This window comes from Flavobacterium plurextorum (genome assembly GCF_024638035.1).
GTDB classification, from domain to species: Bacteria; Bacteroidota; Bacteroidia; order Flavobacteriales; family Flavobacteriaceae; genus Flavobacterium; species Flavobacterium plurextorum.
In genome coordinates this window covers 1,540,966-1,558,349 of the sequence record NZ_CP100442.1, presented here as the reverse complement: position 1 = coordinate 1,558,349, position 17,384 = coordinate 1,540,966, and the positions used below count along the sequence as shown (strand labels likewise).

Annotated in this window: 11 protein-coding genes; 3 read left to right on the top strand and 8 right to left on the bottom strand. The window is 32.7% G+C overall.

Going from position 1 to position 17,384, the window contains the following annotated elements; all coding sequences use genetic code 11:
- Nucleotides 1-46: 46 nt before the first annotated feature.
- The 4 genes from NLG42_RS07165 to NLG42_RS07150 form a co-directional block, all read right to left on the bottom strand.
- Nucleotides 47-1,135 (bottom strand): homoserine dehydrogenase family protein, encoded by a 1,089-nt coding sequence (locus tag NLG42_RS07165; RefSeq protein ID WP_089052722.1) that lies wholly within the window; start codon nucleotides 1,133-1,135, stop codon nucleotides 47-49.
- 104 nt (nucleotides 1,136-1,239) lie between these two features.
- Nucleotides 1,240-2,544, bottom strand: a complete 1,305-nt coding sequence (locus NLG42_RS07160) for an O-acetylhomoserine aminocarboxypropyltransferase/cysteine synthase family protein (RefSeq protein WP_257683355.1) — start codon at nucleotides 2,542-2,544, stop codon at nucleotides 1,240-1,242.
- A 65-nt stretch (nucleotides 2,545-2,609) separates the two neighbouring features.
- Entirely contained in the window at nucleotides 2,610-2,792 is a 183-nt protein-coding gene (locus tag NLG42_RS07155) for a hypothetical protein (RefSeq protein ID WP_099717607.1), read from the bottom strand.
- A 452-nt stretch (nucleotides 2,793-3,244) separates the two neighbouring features.
- Entirely contained in the window at nucleotides 3,245-6,091 is a 2,847-nt protein-coding gene (locus NLG42_RS07150; RefSeq protein ID WP_099717608.1) for a TonB-dependent receptor plug domain-containing protein, read from the bottom strand.
- A gap of 529 nt (nucleotides 6,092-6,620) precedes the next feature.
- Between NLG42_RS07150 and metK the strand changes: the two genes are divergently transcribed.
- Complete coding sequence (gene metK / locus NLG42_RS07145) at nucleotides 6,621-7,871, top strand: methionine adenosyltransferase (RefSeq protein ID WP_089057456.1); 1,251 nt, start codon at nucleotides 6,621-6,623, stop codon at nucleotides 7,869-7,871.
- Between the two features lie 259 nt (nucleotides 7,872-8,130).
- Here metK and NLG42_RS07140 read toward each other — a convergent pair whose 3' ends face one another.
- The 4 genes from NLG42_RS07140 to NLG42_RS07125 form a co-directional block, all read right to left on the bottom strand.
- Nucleotides 8,131-9,597 carry a M28 family metallopeptidase gene (locus tag NLG42_RS07140; RefSeq protein ID WP_257683354.1) on the bottom strand — a complete coding sequence of 489 codons (1,467 nt, stop codon included), beginning with the start codon at nucleotides 9,595-9,597 and terminating at the stop codon, nucleotides 8,131-8,133.
- Nucleotides 9,598-9,739: 142 nt separating this feature from the next.
- Entirely contained in the window at nucleotides 9,740-11,977 is a 2,238-nt protein-coding gene (locus tag NLG42_RS07135) for a hypothetical protein (protein ID WP_257683353.1), read from the bottom strand.
- Between the two features lie 92 nt (nucleotides 11,978-12,069).
- The gene (locus NLG42_RS07130) at nucleotides 12,070-14,757 is read right to left on the bottom strand and encodes a carboxypeptidase-like regulatory domain-containing protein (protein ID WP_257683352.1); all 2,688 of its coding nucleotides are present in this window, start codon (nucleotides 14,755-14,757) and stop codon (nucleotides 12,070-12,072) included.
- 39 nt (nucleotides 14,758-14,796) lie between these two features.
- Complete coding sequence (locus NLG42_RS07125; protein ID WP_089057452.1) at nucleotides 14,797-15,699, bottom strand: GLPGLI family protein; 903 nt, start codon at nucleotides 15,697-15,699, stop codon at nucleotides 14,797-14,799.
- Nucleotides 15,700-15,932: 233 nt separating this feature from the next.
- Here NLG42_RS07125 and NLG42_RS07120 point away from each other — a divergent pair, with 233 nt between their 5' ends.
- Both NLG42_RS07120 and NLG42_RS07115 read left to right on the top strand, forming a co-directional pair.
- Entirely contained in the window at nucleotides 15,933-16,748 is an 816-nt protein-coding gene (locus NLG42_RS07120) for a hypothetical protein (protein ID WP_257683351.1), read from the top strand.
- The gene (locus tag NLG42_RS07115) at nucleotides 16,748-17,362 is read left to right on the top strand and encodes a deoxynucleoside kinase (RefSeq protein ID WP_089052568.1); all 615 of its coding nucleotides are present in this window, start codon (nucleotides 16,748-16,750) and stop codon (nucleotides 17,360-17,362) included. Before NLG42_RS07120 ends, NLG42_RS07115 begins: the two co-directional genes overlap by 1 nt.
- Nucleotides 17,363-17,384 lie beyond the last annotated feature (22 nt).

Genomic DNA, 17,384 nt, shown 5'->3' with positions numbered 1-17,384 from the left:
TTCTGTTTCAATCTATCAAAGAACTATCTGCTAACATTAACTTCACCTACAGCCAAACGGCTTCTTTGTTTTTAATTTTCTCTGATACTTTCAAAATATCTGTAATTATACCTCTAGAAATTGCCTGTCTGCATGGCGCTGCACTTTGTATTACAATTGGGGTATTTGAATAGGATTCTGTATAAATTTCAAAAATAGTATCAGATCCTTTTAACTGTCCTATTGCAGATGTTATTGGTTCTGAAATTAATTTTACTTCTAATATGTTTTTCTCAACATCATATTCGCCAACATATCGTAAAACATGATTCTCGGCTTGAGCGATTTTTTCTATTCTAAAGGATTTGTCGATTGCCTCTCTATTAAGAACTCCATTTTTCTCTAGATGTTCTTCTTTTATAAGTGGGTCAATCTTTATATCTGAGAGTTCAAATTCTTTTCCTATTTCCCTAGTTAAAATCAACAGTTTTCCTGCTGTATCATTTCCTGACAAATTTTCTTTAAAAGTAGAACGCATTAATCCTAACAAACCTGCATCTTTTAAAATGGAAGAAAATGAATTATCTTCTGTCGAAAATCTATTAAACACATAACTAAGGTTATCTGAAAATACACCTCGAATTTTCGTGATCTTTTCTCCTGAATAATAAAGATCTCTTAATGTTTGTAAAACAGGAAAACCAGTATCAACGGAGGTTTCGTATAAAAATTCTTTATCGTATTTTTTAAGATTTTCTCTAATTTGTTTGTAAAGGTCTATTGAGAGTGTATTTGCTTTTTTATTTACCGCAACAATATTAAATCCGTTTTCGATCAATGTATTATAATGACCAATAAGTTCATCGCTTGCTGTAGCATCTACGGCAATTAAATTCTCAAATTCATTTTCTTTTGCAAATTCGACGATATCTTCAACTCTAAAAGGAACTGCCAATTCTCTAAAATTGGTTTCCCAAGCATATCCAACGCCTTCTTTCTCGAAAAAGGCAACTGTAGAATTGGTAATAATTGGAAAATGAAAATCAATATTTTTACTTTGAAGAAAAAACTCCTGACTTTCTATAATCTGATTGATTAAAGTGCTTCCTATATTTCCTATTCCAAATAGAATAATATTTATTTTAAGCTTTGACATAATTTTTAGTGTTTTAAAACTATAAAGAGATTTTATTATAAAAAATCACCTCTAGCAGAACTCACGCTGCTAAAGGCAATTTTTCAAACAAAAAACAAAAAAACCTAATTTTTACTGATATTGTACTGAGTTTTAGCTGCGTTTTCAAAAACCGATTTTAAATCGGCAATCAAATCCTCAATATCTTCTATTCCAACAGAAAGTCGGATTAAATCTTTTGAAACTCCAGTCGATAATTGATCTTCTTCAGACAATTGCTGGTGTGTTGTGCTTGCAGGATGAATAATCAATGATTTTGTGTCACCAATATTTGCCAAAAGCGAGAACAGTTTCGTTTCGTCAACTACTTTTTTGGCCGCTTCGAAACCTCCTTTTAATCCAAAAGTAACAACACCGCTTTGTCCTTGCGGCAAATACTGCTGTGATAAATCATAATATTTACTTGATTTTAAACCTGGATAATTTACCCATACAACCTCATCTTGTTTTTCTAACCATTCGGCTAAAGCCAAAGCATTTTCGCTGTGTTTTTTAATTCGAATTGGCAGAGTTTCTAATCCTTGAATAATTTGAAAAGCATTGAATGGACTCAAAGCTGCTCCAAAATCACGCAATCCTTCGATTCTTGCTTTTGCAATAAAAGCGGCATTTCCTAAAGCTTCGTGATATACAAGTCCGTGGTATCCCGCAGAAGGCTCTGTAAATTCAGGGAATTTTCCGTTAGACCAATCAAAAGTTCCAGCATCAATAATAGCACCGCCTAATGAAGTTCCGTTTCCGGCAATATATTTTGTCAGGGAATGAATCACAATGTTTGCTCCATGTGCAATTGGATTCAATAAATAAGGTGTAGCAACTGTATTGTCTACGATAAAAGGAACTTTGAAGTTTTTGGCTTCGACCGAAATTCCTTTTAAATCTAAAACATCCAATTTTGGATTACCTAGAGATTCTACAAAAAATGCTCTGGTATTTTCTTTAGCTGCTTTTGTAAAGTTTTCTGGTTTTGAAGGATCTACAAAAGTTGTTGTAATTCCTAAACGCGGTAATGTTACACTTAACAAATTATAAGTTCCGCCATACAAACTATTTGAAGCTACAATGTGATCGCCGGCTTTTAGCAATGTTAACAAGGCTGTAGAAATTGCTGATGCTCCCGAAGCTGTTACTACAGCTCCAATTCCGCCTTCAAGTGTCGCTAAACGCTGCTCTAAAACATCGTTTGTTGGGTTGTTTAATCGTGTATAAATAAATCCTGCTTCGGCAAGACCAAATAAATTGGCCGCATGATCTGAATTATTAAATACATATGATGATGTTTGATAAATTGGCACTGCTCTTGTTCCTGCGTTTTTAGTAACATCGTGTCCTGCGTGTAATGCGTTTGTTGCAAATTTTTGTGTACTCATGATTTCTTAGTTTTTTAGGTATTGTTAATACTATTATATATGTTATTTGATTTTGAAATTGTAATTTAAATAAAAAGATCTTCATCTTCTAGATCATACATTTGAAACAGCAGCGATTTTTGACTTTTTATATTCTGCTCTGTATTTATTCTTACAACTTCTTTTGTTATTTCTTCTGATATACTATTGCTATTTTGAGAATCATTTCTCAATAAATATTCTATTGCGATTGAATTTAGTGTTTTCATAATTTTAATTTTAAATGTGTGAATTAAAAAAAAGCCCTTTCGGATGGCGACCAAAAGGGCTTATAGTTCTAACTATAACAAAGATTTTATCTTTCACTTTTGGCAACAGCAAGTTGGGATGCACATTTGCATCATACTACAACACATCATATTTTTTCTTGCTATTGTTTTCATTTTAATTAAAATTTAAGTCTTATTTTAAATTCTACTAATTCGATAGAGTAAATGTAATAAGTATTTATTTAACTACCAAATTAAAAATTGATATTTTATATTTTTTTTTCTTTTTGCGCTAAAAATCAAATAATCAGCATTAAAAGTCAAGATTAAAAAGTTTAGCCGCTCGCGATAGCTGTCGGGACAACAGATTACAAAGATTCAAAAAAATCAATGCTAATTCGGTTAATCCGTATATCCCGACAGCTATCACGAGCAGCCGACTCTTTCAACTTTTAAAATTTAAAGCTCAAACGAGCAAAACCAAATCTACCGTTTAATCCAAATTGAGATACGGCTCTTGAGTAAGCAAATTGATTTGCATTGCTCAAATCTGTACTTGGCACAGGTGACAATGTTGGAGTTGTATTTGTAAATGTGGGAGTTGCAGGATTATTTCTATCTGGATAAACATCTCCTATATTATTAAAACCAATTGTTGCTCTAAAATGTTCATTGATTTGATATCCTAAAGACAAATCTGTAACTAGTTTTGCACTATATTCTGGATGTTCGTATACTGATGAAAATCCGTCTAAGTTTACATCTGTTGCTCCTGGATCAGTAACTTTTCCAAAATAGCTGTTTCTTAAATAAATATCTAATTTCTTAATACTGAATGTTGTCATTAAATTTGCTTTCAACTTCGGAATTGCTTCTTCTAAATAAATTCGGCTTGATTCAGGAAAAAATGAATATTTATAAGGCTCTCCTCCTGCATCAATAATAGATTGCGGTACATTTAAATCTCCAACTCTCTTGGTTTCATTATAACTTAATGCTAAGTCATTTCGAATGATGAAATCCTGAATTACATCGTATTTTTGAGAAATTACTAAATCAATTCCTTTCGTTTCAGAGTCAATTCCGTTTGTCCAAAACGAAGCTCTTTCTACACCTTTAAGATCAAATGCTTGTTGAAACAATGTCAAGGCGTCTTTTTGACTTTGCGAAGTTGCCGCATTTATCTGTGCATCTGTTGGTCTTGCATATTGTCCTGACAATACAACTCGGTCATTAATTCTGGTAAAGTAAGCATCTGTTGCAATTGTAATATTTGCTGCAGGAATTTTAAACGTAAATCCTGTACTGATACTTTTTGATTTTTCTGGTTTCAAATTTTCAACTCCAATGCTTTTTGCAGCCTGTGAATCATTTGTAAAATAACCAACTTGATATGGTGAGCCATTAATAAATTGCGTTGAACTTGATTCAAAATATTTTTGTTGTAGCGAAGGCGCTCTAAAACCAGTTTGCCCAGAAATTCTCCAATTTATGTTTTCATTTAATTTTAAAAGAGACGCTAATTTAAAAGTAACCGTACTTCCAAAATCTGAATAGTTCTCATAACGTGCAGCTCCGTTTACAAGCCATTTTTCTGAAGCATTCAATTCTAAATCTATATAAGCCGCTCCACTTTTTCTATCTCTTTCTTTAGCATCTGAAGGTTGAAATCCAGAAAAACCTTGTGCTCCAGCACCGCGTTTGTTGCCAAAAAAATCAGTAACAATTAAAGGTGAATTACTTGGAAGAATTCCAGAAACTACATTTCCGTTTACATCATACAATCCGTATGAAGCTTCTTCACCTTGTTTAATTTGGTAATTCTCATATCTAAATTCTCCTCCAAAAGCAACATTTAAACCTGCCAGAACATCATACTTTCTACTTAAATCTAAATTCGTTGTACTTTGTAAAAACGAAACTTTACCTGCATCGAAACTAAATGGTGAATTGGTTCCTAAAGTTGCATTAATAGTATTGTTTACATCATACTTAAAAGAGTTTGTTCCAAGGTTTGAACTCAAATCTGTATCAAAACCAAATAATTCTGTAGTAACACCTACTGCAGCCGAAGCATCTAGAATGTCTGATTCTATCTCAGGCAAAAATCCATTTTGGTACACTTGTGTAAAAGTTCCTGAACCATTTGGAAGTCTGTTAAAAGCATAGGATTTACCATTTCTATATGAGATTCCACCAAATGAATATAAAGATGTGATTTCGCTTAAAGGATATTTTGCATTATAATATGCCTGTCCAGAAGCCAGTTCTGACTGACCAACACTCATATTATAATCACTTCTTTGCTGACCTCTGTAAGCCAATTCATTATTAGTTACATCAAAGTTCAAAGCAGTCTGCATTTGCGTAAGCGTTGATGCCGAAGCAATAGCGCTTTGCTGTGCAGGCGTAAAATAACTTACTTGCGGCGCATATTGTTTTAATGATGTCAAAATTTGCGCTGAGTTTGGCGTTGTATTTATGTTACTAAACAGCGAGTTAATTTCAACACCGTTTTGCGCAGCTCTGTTCTCTACAGCATTATAAGCATTAAAAATAGCATTACTTCTAATTCCTGCTCGGCTTGTTGCTTGCCTAGTCACAGCTGTTCCAGTAATATTTAAGAAACTTCCTGGTTTTCCTAAAGAAGTTCCATAATTTAAGTCAACCTGTGCAGTTTGTCCGTCAGCGCCGCCTTTAAAATTATTAGATCCCGAAGATAAATTTGCACCGTACTGAATACCTCCTGATAAATAATTGGCATTCTTTTTAAGTACTATATTAATTACTCCGGCAATAGCATCTGAACCGTATTGAGCTGCTGCACCGTCTCTTAAAACTTCAATTCTCTCAATTGCAAAAGATGGGATTGCATTTAAATCGGTTCCTACTGAACCTCTTCCCGGAGATCCGTTTATATTTACTAAAGCACTTGTATGTCTTCGTTTTCCATTTACCAAGATTAAAACCTGATCTGGCCCTAAACCTCTTAATTGAGCAGGATCAACGTGATCTGTTGCATCTGCTGTAGATGTTGCATTACTGGTAAACGATGGTGCAACATAATTTAATATTTGAGTTACGCTGGTTTGCGGTGCACCTTTTGTTATTTCAGATATGTTAAAAACATCAACCGGAACTGGTACATCTGTTTTAACTCTATTTTTACTTCTTGAACCTATAATAGTAACTTCTGACAATTCATTGTTTTTCAAACTATCCTGCTCTTTTTTATTCTCCTGAGCATGAATGCCTGAAAAAGTCAGCAGACCTAAGGCGATTAATACATTTTTTTTCATTGTTTTTCTGATTAATTAGTGTTTTGTTTGGTTTTAAAAAAGAATTACAGTCGTTCTTGTGCAAAAAAAAACCTCTGCAATCTGCAGAGGTTCTATGTATATATTTTTGAAAAAAAACTACAATAGTATCTCTGCGGATAACTCCGGCATCTTACAAGACATCATATTGCAAACTGTTGTTTTCATTTTTTTGTTATTTGATGGGGCAAAGTTGCAAACTATTTTTGAATCGACCAAACAAAAACAGAAATAATTTCTATTACCCTATCAATTTAGTATGTTATGTTAAATTTATACCTAAAAAAACAAAAAAATCAAAACTTTGATTTGCAAATCAAAATGGTTTTATACCTTTGCACGCGAATACAGAGGAAAAATTTGAACTGATTGCAACCTCTTCATAATGAAACGGTTCGTTATGGATGCTGAAACAAATATTTCAGTAGTAAAAAATGCTAAAGCAGAAACTCTCCTTTAGCCCTTTTTAGCAATTATTTTTCTCGCTTAATTTTAAATTTAATACATTATTATGGCTTATTTATTTACGTCAGAATCTGTTAGTGAAGGGCATCCAGACAAAGTTGCAGATCAAATTTCGGATGCATTAATTGATAACTTTTTGGCATTTGATGCTGACTCAAAAGTAGCTTGCGAGACTCTTGTTACAACAGGTCAGGTAATTTTAGCTGGTGAAGTAAAATCGAATACTTATCTTGATGTACAGCAAATTGCACGCGACGTAATCCGTAAAATTGGATATACTAAAAGCGAGTACATGTTTGAAGCAAATTCTTGTGGAATTCTTTCTGCAATTCACGAGCAGTCTGCAGACATTAATCAAGGGGTTGACAGAGCTAAGCCAGAAGAGCAAGGTGCTGGTGACCAAGGAATGATGTTTGGTTACGCTACAAACGAAACTGAAAACTTCATGCCATTGGCGCTTGATTTATCTCATAAATTATTACAAGAGTTAGCAATTTTAAGACGCGAAAATAACGAAATCACTTATTTACGTCCAGATGCTAAATCTCAAGTAACTTTAGAATACAGCGATGATAACAAACCAACTCGTATTGATGCGATTGTTATCTCAACTCAACATGATGATTTTGATGAAGAAGCTGCAATGCTTGCTAAAATCAAAAAAGATATTGTTGAAATTTTAATTCCAAGAATCATTGCTAAAAATCCAGCTCACGCTCATTTATTCAATGATAAAATCAACTACCATATTAACCCAACAGGAAAATTCGTTATTGGAGGTCCTCACGGAGATACTGGTTTAACTGGAAGAAAAATCATCGTTGATACTTACGGTGGAAAAGGTGCTCACGGTGGTGGTGCATTCTCTGGAAAAGATCCAAGTAAAGTAGATAGAAGTGCTGCTTATGCAACTCGTCATATCGCTAAAAACTTAGTTGCTGCTGGTGTTGCTGACGAAATCTTAGTTCAGGTTTCTTACGCTATTGGAGTTGCTGAACCAATGGGAATCTTTATTGATACTTACGGAACTTCTAAAGTAAACTTAACTAACGGTGAAATCGCTAAAAAAGTAGAAGCTATCTTTGATATGCGTCCTTACTTTATCGAGCAACGTTTGAAATTAAGAAATCCTATTTACAGTGAAACTGCTGCTTACGGACACATGGGACGTAAACCAGAAACGGTTACTAAAACTTTCTCTGCTCCTGGAGGAAACACAAAAACAGTTACTGTTGATTTGTTTACATGGGAAAAACTTGATTTTGTTGACCAAGTAAAAGCTGCATTTGGATTGTAATAATTCAAATTCTTAAACATAAAAGATGGCTGTCTATTAATTTAGACAGCCATTTTTGTTTTACAACGTACGTTATTTGGACGCGGATGACACGGATTCGTTATCACGAAAACGTGGATGACACAGATTTTTTCTTTGTTTGTTTTCTACTTTGAGCAGAATATAAAATAAAATCCGTTTTCATCCGCGTCTTTACGAAGTAAATCCGTTTCATCTGCGTCTTATTTTCAATACAAATAAAACAAATCTATAAAATTCTTTATCGCTCTAATTGCACATTTGGCAACGTTTTAGGACGATTTGCATCATTTGATAAAATCCAACCTGTACGATACATCCATTCTGTCATTTTGCGCAGCTTTACGTAATCAATGTTTTCAGACTCATCCATTGGAGTATGATATTGACTGTGCAGTACGCTTGTAAAAAAAACTGCAGGAATTCCTTTTCTCGCATAAGGCAAATGATCGGAACGGAAGTAAAAATACTCCGGATGTTCTGGTCTGTCCCAAAGTTTATCTAAATCAAATTTTGGTCCTTCGTCATTTGCTTTTTTTGCAATAGCTACCAAATCAGATGAATTTTCATGAGGAGAACTAGAACCAAGCAATGCCGCCTGATTTACATTGTTTCTTCCAATCATATCACCATTTAAAACTGCTATAATGTCTTTTTCAGGAACAGTAGGATGCGCTGCATACCATCTTGAACCTAACAAACCACGCTCTTCAGAACCATGAAACACAAACAAAGCTGTTCTTTTTCCTGGCTGTTTTTTATACGCTCTTGCAATTGCCAGCATTGCTACACAAGTACTTGCATTATCATCTGCTCCATTATAAATAGAATCCTGCCCGTATTTTTGACGTACTCCGTCATGATCTTGATGTCCGCTGAAAAGTACATATTCATTTTTCAATTTAGGATCTGTTCCGGCAATTGTACCTACAACATTTACTGAGGGATATTTGTAGGTTTCAGAAACCACTTCTGTTGACAAAATATCTTTAGTTGTTTTTAAATATTCTAATTGATCTCCGTGAACCCAAAAAATAGGCATTGTTGCACCTATTTTGTCACGAAAACCTTCAATTCCGTAAATTCCTCTTGTCATTTGCGGTTCAACTTGAGACCAGCTTTGTTCTGCTAATTCGTCAGCAACCATAATAAGTGCCGCGGCGCCTTTTTTTACAACAAGGTCATAATATTTATTTCGAACTAAACCTGGATATCTTCTATCAAAAAGCGAAATATCGTCAGCAATTCCTTCTTTTGAAGCCAATAAAACAACCGCTTTTCCTTTAATGTCGGCCTTTTCAATTTCTTCTTTTGTTGCGGCTCCTAAATACACTAAAGAACCTTCAACTTTTATATTTGTTGTTTCTGCAACCAGAACATCTTTCCATAATTTATATTCTTTCTTGCCAATTTTGAACTTTGTATTTGGCGTAACCTGATGTCTGTACAAATCAAAAAACTGAAAATAAGTTCCATCATCACCTGCCGGAGCCATTCCTGCCTCTTTAGCTTTATTTGCAAGCCACATTGATACTTTCAATTCATCAAGCGTTCCTGCTTCACGACCATTAAAATGATCTCCAGCCATTTGGTACATATCAGTTCTAAGATCTTTATCAGTTATTGCCGAAACTAAAGGTTTTTTAACTGCCTGTGCAAAAGTCAATGCACCAGAGGCAAGTAAAACAAGGATCATTTTACTTTTCATATATTTAATTTTATAATTCAAACTTAATCATTTAAAGCCAAAATTTTGGATTTTTTACAGCAAAAACCGCAAATAGCAGCGATTAACAAACAAAAATGGCTGTCAATATAGACAGCCATTTCATTTTTCTTAACTAATAATTTTAATACGTTCCGTTTTGCATTTTAGTTAATGTCTCTTTAATTTCCACAGCAGTTTCCGCTTCAACTGCAGCATTCAAATATTTCACAGCCAATGTTTGTGTTTCGATTGCTTTTTGTTTCTGCCCATCTTTATAATATAATTGCGCTAAAGTGTCTAAATAGTACGGATTATTTTTGGCTACAACCAAACTATATTCTGACCAATTAATTGCTGATTTAATATAATCTGCATTTTCAGGCTTTAGAACAACTGCCCAAGCTGCCGAGTTGCAAAGGTTAGAATTATACTCTTTGAATGAATTCCATCCATTATAAGAGTAATCAGAATTATAATCGATTGTTGCAAATAAATCATCCAATCGCTGAATAGCATTTCCTTTTTCTGTTGACAAATAAGTATCAAAATAAACGCCGAATTCTTTTAAAAAAGCAGCATCATTACCACTTGTTTCAGCTTCTTGACTCAAATAATTTAAGTAGTTTTTATAGCAGTCAAAACCACCTTTTCCTGCTGCAATTAACTTTTTATAGACTGCAATAGCTCTATCTTGACTCGCTTTTCCGTCAGTTTCATCTTGTGCTGCATAAGTATCTTGCTGTAAAGCAAATGAAATTTCTGCACTTAAATTCCCTATTTTCGTTCCGTTCTCTGATTCGATTGTACTGTTTTCAGTTTCTTTATTTATTTTTTCAATAGCATCATAATGTTTTATCAAATAATCTATGGCTAAGAAATCAGTGTCGTTAAGAATCTTTTCTTCCTTGAAAAATTGTTTTGAAAATCCTTGATCTTTAATTTCTTTTATAATCGTTTCTACCAAAAGCATATTTGGCTGGGTATCTTTTTGATGTGCAGCAATCAGTTTTTTCCAAACTTTTTCTATCTCTTTTCTATCTAGAACTGATTTAGTTACTGCAAAATCTGTTGAACTAGGATCTGTTGCATCAATAGTCTCATAATCGTATGAAACCTCTAAAGCTGAAACTTTATTAAAAGCACTTATCAAATCTGCATCAGTTGCTTTTTTGTTTTTTAATACTTTTTCAAAACTCATAAATGCATCTGCACGCTTTAGCTGGCGATAAAAATCGTTGTAATAACCCAGCTGATATTCCTTGCCTAATAAATCTGATTTTGCCTGTGCCAATATCTCTCCATTGCCATTCAAAACTAATACTGCAGGATCGTTTACAATCTTATTGTTTTTCAGCCATTTTTTATCTTCGGCTCCTGCCAAATAAAAATTGTATACATCGTATTGCGGATTATATTCGCTATACATATTATACCCAATCTGCGTTTCCTGATCTTTTATAAAAGTATCAAAATCAGTTTTTGCCGAAGCTTTACCATTCACGACAACTACTAAAAATTTATCTTTAACTTGTTTCGTTGCTACAAGGGCATTTTTTAGATTATTTTCGATCTTTAATTTAAAATCTACCTTGTTTACTCCCACAATACTGTCAAGTGAAGAAAGTTCGGCAACGCTGTCAGCCGCAACAGCAGATTCTGCTAAAGCTTCTTGTTTTCCTGGATATGTCCAATTAGATACCAGTTCACTTTCGAGAGGAACAACTTTTTGAGATTTCTCTGGCTGAGCATTTTTTTCATTAAAAAATGTCAACGGATTTTTTCCTTCTTTCTCAGAAATTTTCAACCCGCCAATCTTTTGATCAAAAAAACCAGATAGTTTTAAATCACCTAAAACTGGTAATTCGTATTTAACTATTATTTCCGAAACTTCTTTTGGTAATGCATATTTATAAACATTACTACTTCCTTCATATCCTTCATACACTAAATATAAAAAATCGGCTTTGTCAATCTCAAACTCTAAGTCTGCTTTAATCCAATTAGGATCTATTTTAGTTTTAATATCAATTACACTTTGGTATTGAACTAAGTCTGATCCTTTTTGAGTTCCAATATAAAAAGGAAAATAGGCTGGATCTATAAATTTTACTTTAACTTTTTTCGCTTTATTATTGTTTACAAAAGAAAGATTAAAAATATTTCTGTCCTTTCCATTTTGTATAAAAAGTAATGAATCTCCTTTGATTTCATAATCACCAGAATATAGAATCAACTCATATTTATTATTATCCAATAAATTAAGCTTGATTCTTTGACCTTTATCTGTGGATAGATACGATCCTTTTTCAATTGTTTTTGTCTGGGAGAACGCAGACATTCCGATAAACAGGAGCATTACACTCCAAATAAGATTGCGCATGACTAAAATTTTGTGGTTAATTTTGTTGCGCAAAGATATTTCTTTCTTGTCTGAATCGGAACACTTAAAACTAAAATAATGTAACTAAAATACTATAAATTGTATTTCATTGAGAATATGATATATCTTGGTTGTACAGTATATTGAGAAACTCTTGTAGAAAACTGTGAGAAACTGTCGTCGTTAAGATATTTTGTATTTAATAGGTTTGTTGCAGAGACTTTATATTCCCATTTACTGTTCTTTTTTTGATAAATCAAACTCGCGCTCAAAAAATCATATTCGTTATCTACGCTTTTATTTCCATTATAATAATGATAGAATTCATATTCTGAAACGAACGAAAAACTATTTAGAAAGTAATAATCTAGTCGAGCAAAAGGTTTGTCTGTATAATAAGTAGAGCCACTGTATTTATTGATCAAGGCATTATAACCAAATTCAATATTAGGGAAGTTTTTATAATTTGTTGATGCTTTTACGGTATAACTCTGAACGAAACTTTCTGTCGTTGCCAATTTATCATTCTGAATATTATTGAATTTCGACCAGTTTAAACTTGCGCTTGCCGACGCTTTATATTTTTTTAAGAAGGAACGCCCGTAAGTTCCCATTCCGCTAAAAGTTTCATCGGCTAAATTGGAGTTATATGGTGATGATGATTGATTAATTCCTTCAAAATCGGCTTTAGTTTTTATGGCATCTACTTTTTTTGTATAAGATGCATTGGCAAAAATATTCTCAAAATTAAACATGTTATATTTAAAGTAACGCAACGAATGCACTTGCGAAGTGGCGTTTTCCAAAAATCTATTACCGCGGAATAAACTGCTGTAATCAGACAAAACATAACCTGCCGCTAACTGATTAATATCTGTAAAATCATTTGTTAAAGAGAAATTATAGGTCAGCGTTTCTGATTTTTTGATTTGATATAAGGCGAAGAAATCAGGCAGTACTTTTACGAAATTTTGCGAATAGTTTGTCCCTAATTGTGTATTTGTCATTTGGTATGAATGTACGCTTACTCCGGGAGTCAAAGTAAATTTCCCTGTTAGAATTTTATAATGAAAACCTAGAAAAACATCATCAAAATTATAATTTACATCATTATTATTGGCTGTGTCATTCAAATCATTTTTGTCTCCATTATCCAGCATCTGAAAAATATGAGAATTAAAATCTTGATACGAATACGTATTTCCTAAAGTAATATTGATATTGCTTTTTGGCGTTACCATATAATAATAATCCAATTTAGCATCCAGTTTATTAGTCTTTACAAATCGGTTTTGATTTAAATCATTCCTTTTTTGACCAGAAATATAACCTGACAAATCAAATGGCTGCGTACGCAAATTGGCATTATAAAACGGATTTTCATCTTGATATAAATGCTGCATTTCAAAGGCAAATATATTCTTGGCACTTTGTGTATAATACAAACTCAAATTTTGATTTATTGAGGTCGGATCTTGTTTTTTGCCTGTCAAAATAGTTTCCACTGTTGAGGCATTATTTACAATTGATTCGCGCAGCAAATCAGTATCTTCATTTTGCTTTGACAATTTGGTTAAAATATCATAATCAAACTGAAATTTATCATTTGGTTTATAGGTTGAACTTAATTTAAAAAGTCCTAAATTATTCTTTTGATGTGTTAACTCATCGCGTTTCTGCTGATCTCCAGAATCAAGAATTGTAGTCTGCGATTTGGTTTCAAGATCTGTTTTTGAAGTCGAAAGTATTCCAAAACCGCTAATATTCCATGCTTTTGAAACGGAATAGGCGAAGTTTGTTGCTCCAAATTTGGTTTCAATTTCTTTGGCGCGATTATTTCTTAAAATAGAAATTCCTAAATCATTTGAAGAAACATTAAAAGAGCTTCCTCCCTTTTTCATCATATTTTTAAAACCGCCGGTAAACTTAAAATAATCCTGTGCTGTAAGCGGCAGTTCTCCAATATTATTAAAATTGGTGATTAAATTAATGCTGTATTTTGGACTGTAATAAAACAACTTTGGGTTAATAATATATCGACTGTCTAATTCTGCAACTCCAATTCCCGCAGTAACATCTCCAAACCAAAAGTTTTTCTTTCCTTCTTTTAGTTTGATATTCATCGCAACATTATCTTGATCGTTTTCTAAACCTTTTAAAGCACTTACTTCGTTATAATTTCTAAGAACCTGCACTTTATCAATGGCATCAGCTGGAATATTTTTTACGCCTAACTTGGTATCACCGTCAAAAAAATCTTTGCCTTCAACCATCAATTTACTCACTTTTTTCCCTTCAACTTCAATTTCCCCATCGGCATTTACTTCAACTCCTGGTAACTTCTTCAAAACATCTTCGAGTTTTTTTTCTGTTCCAGATTTAAATGAATCAGCGTTGTAAACAATTGTATCTCCTTTTATAGAAACCGGCATTTCACGCACAATTTCTACTCCTTCCAATTCAATTCCTGCTCCATCTAAAACAATATTCTGGCTGATGTTTTCAGTTTTGACCGAAGCGACAATTTCCTTAGATTTCATTCCAAGATAACTTACTTTGATTGTATAAGAAGTATTTGATTTTAAAGTAAGCTGAAACTTCCCTTTATCATTAGTAATTCCATAGGAATCCATTGCTTTTGTCCCGTTGTTAACCGCCATAATATTGGCCATTTCCAACGGATTTTTTTGTTCATCCTGAATAACTCCATCAAAACGAATACTTTGAGAAAAAGATATAGAAGTAAAAAATAAGGCGAATAAAAAAAGCGTCTTGTTCATCAAGAAAATAATTAGGATAAATATTTTAGAGTTAGCGTTTTATCGCCTGATCATTATTGTATTTCCTCCACCTGGACCACCTTCGCGTCCACGATTCATTTCTCTAAATTCTTCCATTTTTTTAATCACTGTTGCGTCATACTCTTTTTGAGAAATAACTTTTCCTTTTTTCGATGGTTTTATCTCCACTTTATCTTTGGAATTCAAAACTATTTTGGAACATAAAATTGTAGTTTTGCCGTCATTTACTTCTAGAATCAAACCCGGAAGTCCCCAATAATTTTCTGGTCCTTGATTAACTGGAATTTCTGGTGTGTACCAAGCGGTAACTATTATTTGTTTAGGGATTTCAAAATTGTCTTCAAAATTTGTTTTAGTTTCTCCTGAAGTCTTTTTTACCTCATCCTTTTTATCATCATTATTTTTAGGTCTGAAATTTCTAAAATCAGTTTTACTAGCTTCTTTAACCGCAGTTGCTTTAAAACAATTGTAACCTCCAATTTGCTTGGTTTCCTGTTCTAGTTTCCATTCTAATTTTGGAAGCGAATCTACAACTAGAAACTCTTTTCCCATGAATTCCTTGTCAACAGTATACGATTTTGTTTTAACGTCTTTATAAAAAGTGCCTCCGCCGCCCATAAACGAATTCATCATAACTCGCATTCCGCCGCCTTGCTGTCCAGGAGTTTCCAGTTTTTCTTCTTCTTTATAAATTGATGCCGATTTGTCAAAATTTAAAATAAATGTTTTCTCGAGCATTTTTTTCAGACGCTCTTCCATACTTTTTTGCATTTCTGGCGTTATATCTCGATTTCCTGTTCTCACACCTTCAAATTTAGGCGCTTGAGTTTTAGATTCATAAACCGCTAATCCTTGAAAATCTTTTTGTGCTTGTACTTGATTAAAAACAAGAATCAAAAGCAAGTAAAATCCTTTTTTCATTTCTTTCTTTTTGTAATTCGGTAAGCTTTTCAAAACTTACACTCAAATGTATTATTATTTTTAAAATACTGAAAATTAAATATATCAATCTTAGAATGTCATCGACAAAATTAAGTTTTTGTAAGACTATTAGAATTTAGAAAGGTTTAAACTATAAAATGACTAAAACTCTAATTTTAAGAGTTTCTTTTACGCGGTTTTTGTACTTTGGCATTTCGAAACCAAATCTTGTTATGAGCAAAACATATCGCCATATTTTTTTACTGCTGTTTATTTCGTGCTCGTTTTCGACTTTCTTTGGGCAAACCCAAAAATTAAAACCTGATGTTGTTTCTAGATTTATAGTTGATATTGATGATTTTATCGGCTTTGATTCGTTTGGATATGGTTATGACATAAAAAATAATGTTTTTAGAAAAACAAAGGGCCGTGGGATCTTTGAATATAAAAATGTCGCTTTAGGAAACATCAGTAAAGTTGATATTCAAAATCCGCTTAAAATTGTATTATACTACGAAGATTTTAACAGCGTTGTTTTATTAGACAATCAATTAAATAAAATGACGGAGATTAATTTTTCTCAAAATTCAATTCCAATAATAGCTGGAGCAATGGGAATGTCAACTCAAAATCAGCTTTGGATTTTCAATACTTTAAATCAGCAGATAGGTCTTTTTGATTATTTGAAAAATGAATACAAAACAGTTTCAATTCCGCTGACCGAAAGCATAAAGTATTACCAAACTGATTTTAATACTTTTTACTGGATTGATAAAAAAAATAACTGGTTTTCATGTGATATTTTCGGGAAAATTTCAAGTTTGGGAAATGTACCAGACTTTGATAAAATTGAAATAATAAGCCCTCAAAAATACATTTACAGCAAAGCTAATTTGTTGTTTTATAAAGACATTAGTAAAGTAAATACAGCCAAAGATTTTGAAATTGAAATTTTAGAAAAAACGTTTAATAAATTCTATTACAAAGACCAAATTTTATCTATTTTTACAGCTAAAGAAATTGCAAATTATAAAATCGTAACACCGTAATGCACATAGCAATAGCAGGAAATATAGGCGCAGGAAAAACTACTCTGACTAAATTATTAGCGAAGCACTTTAAATGGGAACCCCATTATGAAGATGTTGTTGATAATCCGTATTTAGATGATTTTTACCATCAAATGGAACGTTGGTCATTTAATTTACAAATATATTTCTTGAACAGTCGTTTCCGTCAGGTACAGCAAATTAGAGAAAGCGGAAAAAAAATCATTCAAGACAGAACGATTTATGAAGATGCTTACATTTTTGCTCCCAATTTATATTCGATGGGATTAATGACAAGTCGTGATTTTGAAAACTATACGTCTTTGTTTGAATTAATGGAGTCTTTGGTAAAAGCACCAGATTTATTGATTTATTTAAGAAGTTCTATTCCTAATTTAGTAGGACAGATTCACAAACGCGGACGCGAATATGAAAACTCAATTTCTATTGATTACTTAAGCCGTTTGAACGAAAGATATGAAGCGTGGATTCAGACTTATACTAAAGGAAAATTATTAATTATCGATGTTGACAATATCAATTTCGTTGATAATCCTGAAGATCTAGGAAACATTATCAATAGAATTGATGCTGAATTGAACGGGTTGTTTTAGAACACGAATTGCACAGATTTAC

What these genes read in the sequence shown, in the direction of transcription:
- NLG42_RS07165 (WP_089052722.1), bottom strand. Translation starts at nt 1,135, where the DNA reads ATGTCAAAGCTTAAAATAAATATTATTCTATTTGGAATAGGAAATATA.
- NLG42_RS07160 (WP_257683355.1), bottom strand. Translation starts at nt 2,544, where the DNA reads ATGAGTACACAAAAATTTGCAACAAACGCATTACACGCAGGACACGAT.
- NLG42_RS07155 (WP_099717607.1), bottom strand. Translation starts at nt 2,792, where the DNA reads ATGAAAACACTAAATTCAATCGCAATAGAATATTTATTGAGAAATGAT.
- NLG42_RS07150 (WP_099717608.1), bottom strand. Translation starts at nt 6,091, where the DNA reads ATGAAAAAAAATGTATTAATCGCCTTAGGTCTGCTGACTTTTTCAGGC.
- metK (WP_089057456.1), top strand. Translation starts at nt 6,621, where the DNA reads ATGGCTTATTTATTTACGTCAGAATCTGTTAGTGAAGGGCATCCAGAC.
- NLG42_RS07140 (WP_257683354.1), bottom strand. Translation starts at nt 9,597, where the DNA reads ATGAAAAGTAAAATGATCCTTGTTTTACTTGCCTCTGGTGCATTGACT.
- NLG42_RS07135 (WP_257683353.1), bottom strand. Translation starts at nt 11,977, where the DNA reads ATGCGCAATCTTATTTGGAGTGTAATGCTCCTGTTTATCGGAATGTCT.
- NLG42_RS07130 (WP_257683352.1), bottom strand. Translation starts at nt 14,757, where the DNA reads ATGAACAAGACGCTTTTTTTATTCGCCTTATTTTTTACTTCTATATCT.
- NLG42_RS07125 (WP_089057452.1), bottom strand. Translation starts at nt 15,699, where the DNA reads ATGAAAAAAGGATTTTACTTGCTTTTGATTCTTGTTTTTAATCAAGTA.
- NLG42_RS07120 (WP_257683351.1), top strand. Translation starts at nt 15,933, where the DNA reads ATGAGCAAAACATATCGCCATATTTTTTTACTGCTGTTTATTTCGTGC.
- NLG42_RS07115 (WP_089052568.1), top strand. Translation starts at nt 16,748, where the DNA reads ATGCACATAGCAATAGCAGGAAATATAGGCGCAGGAAAAACTACTCTG.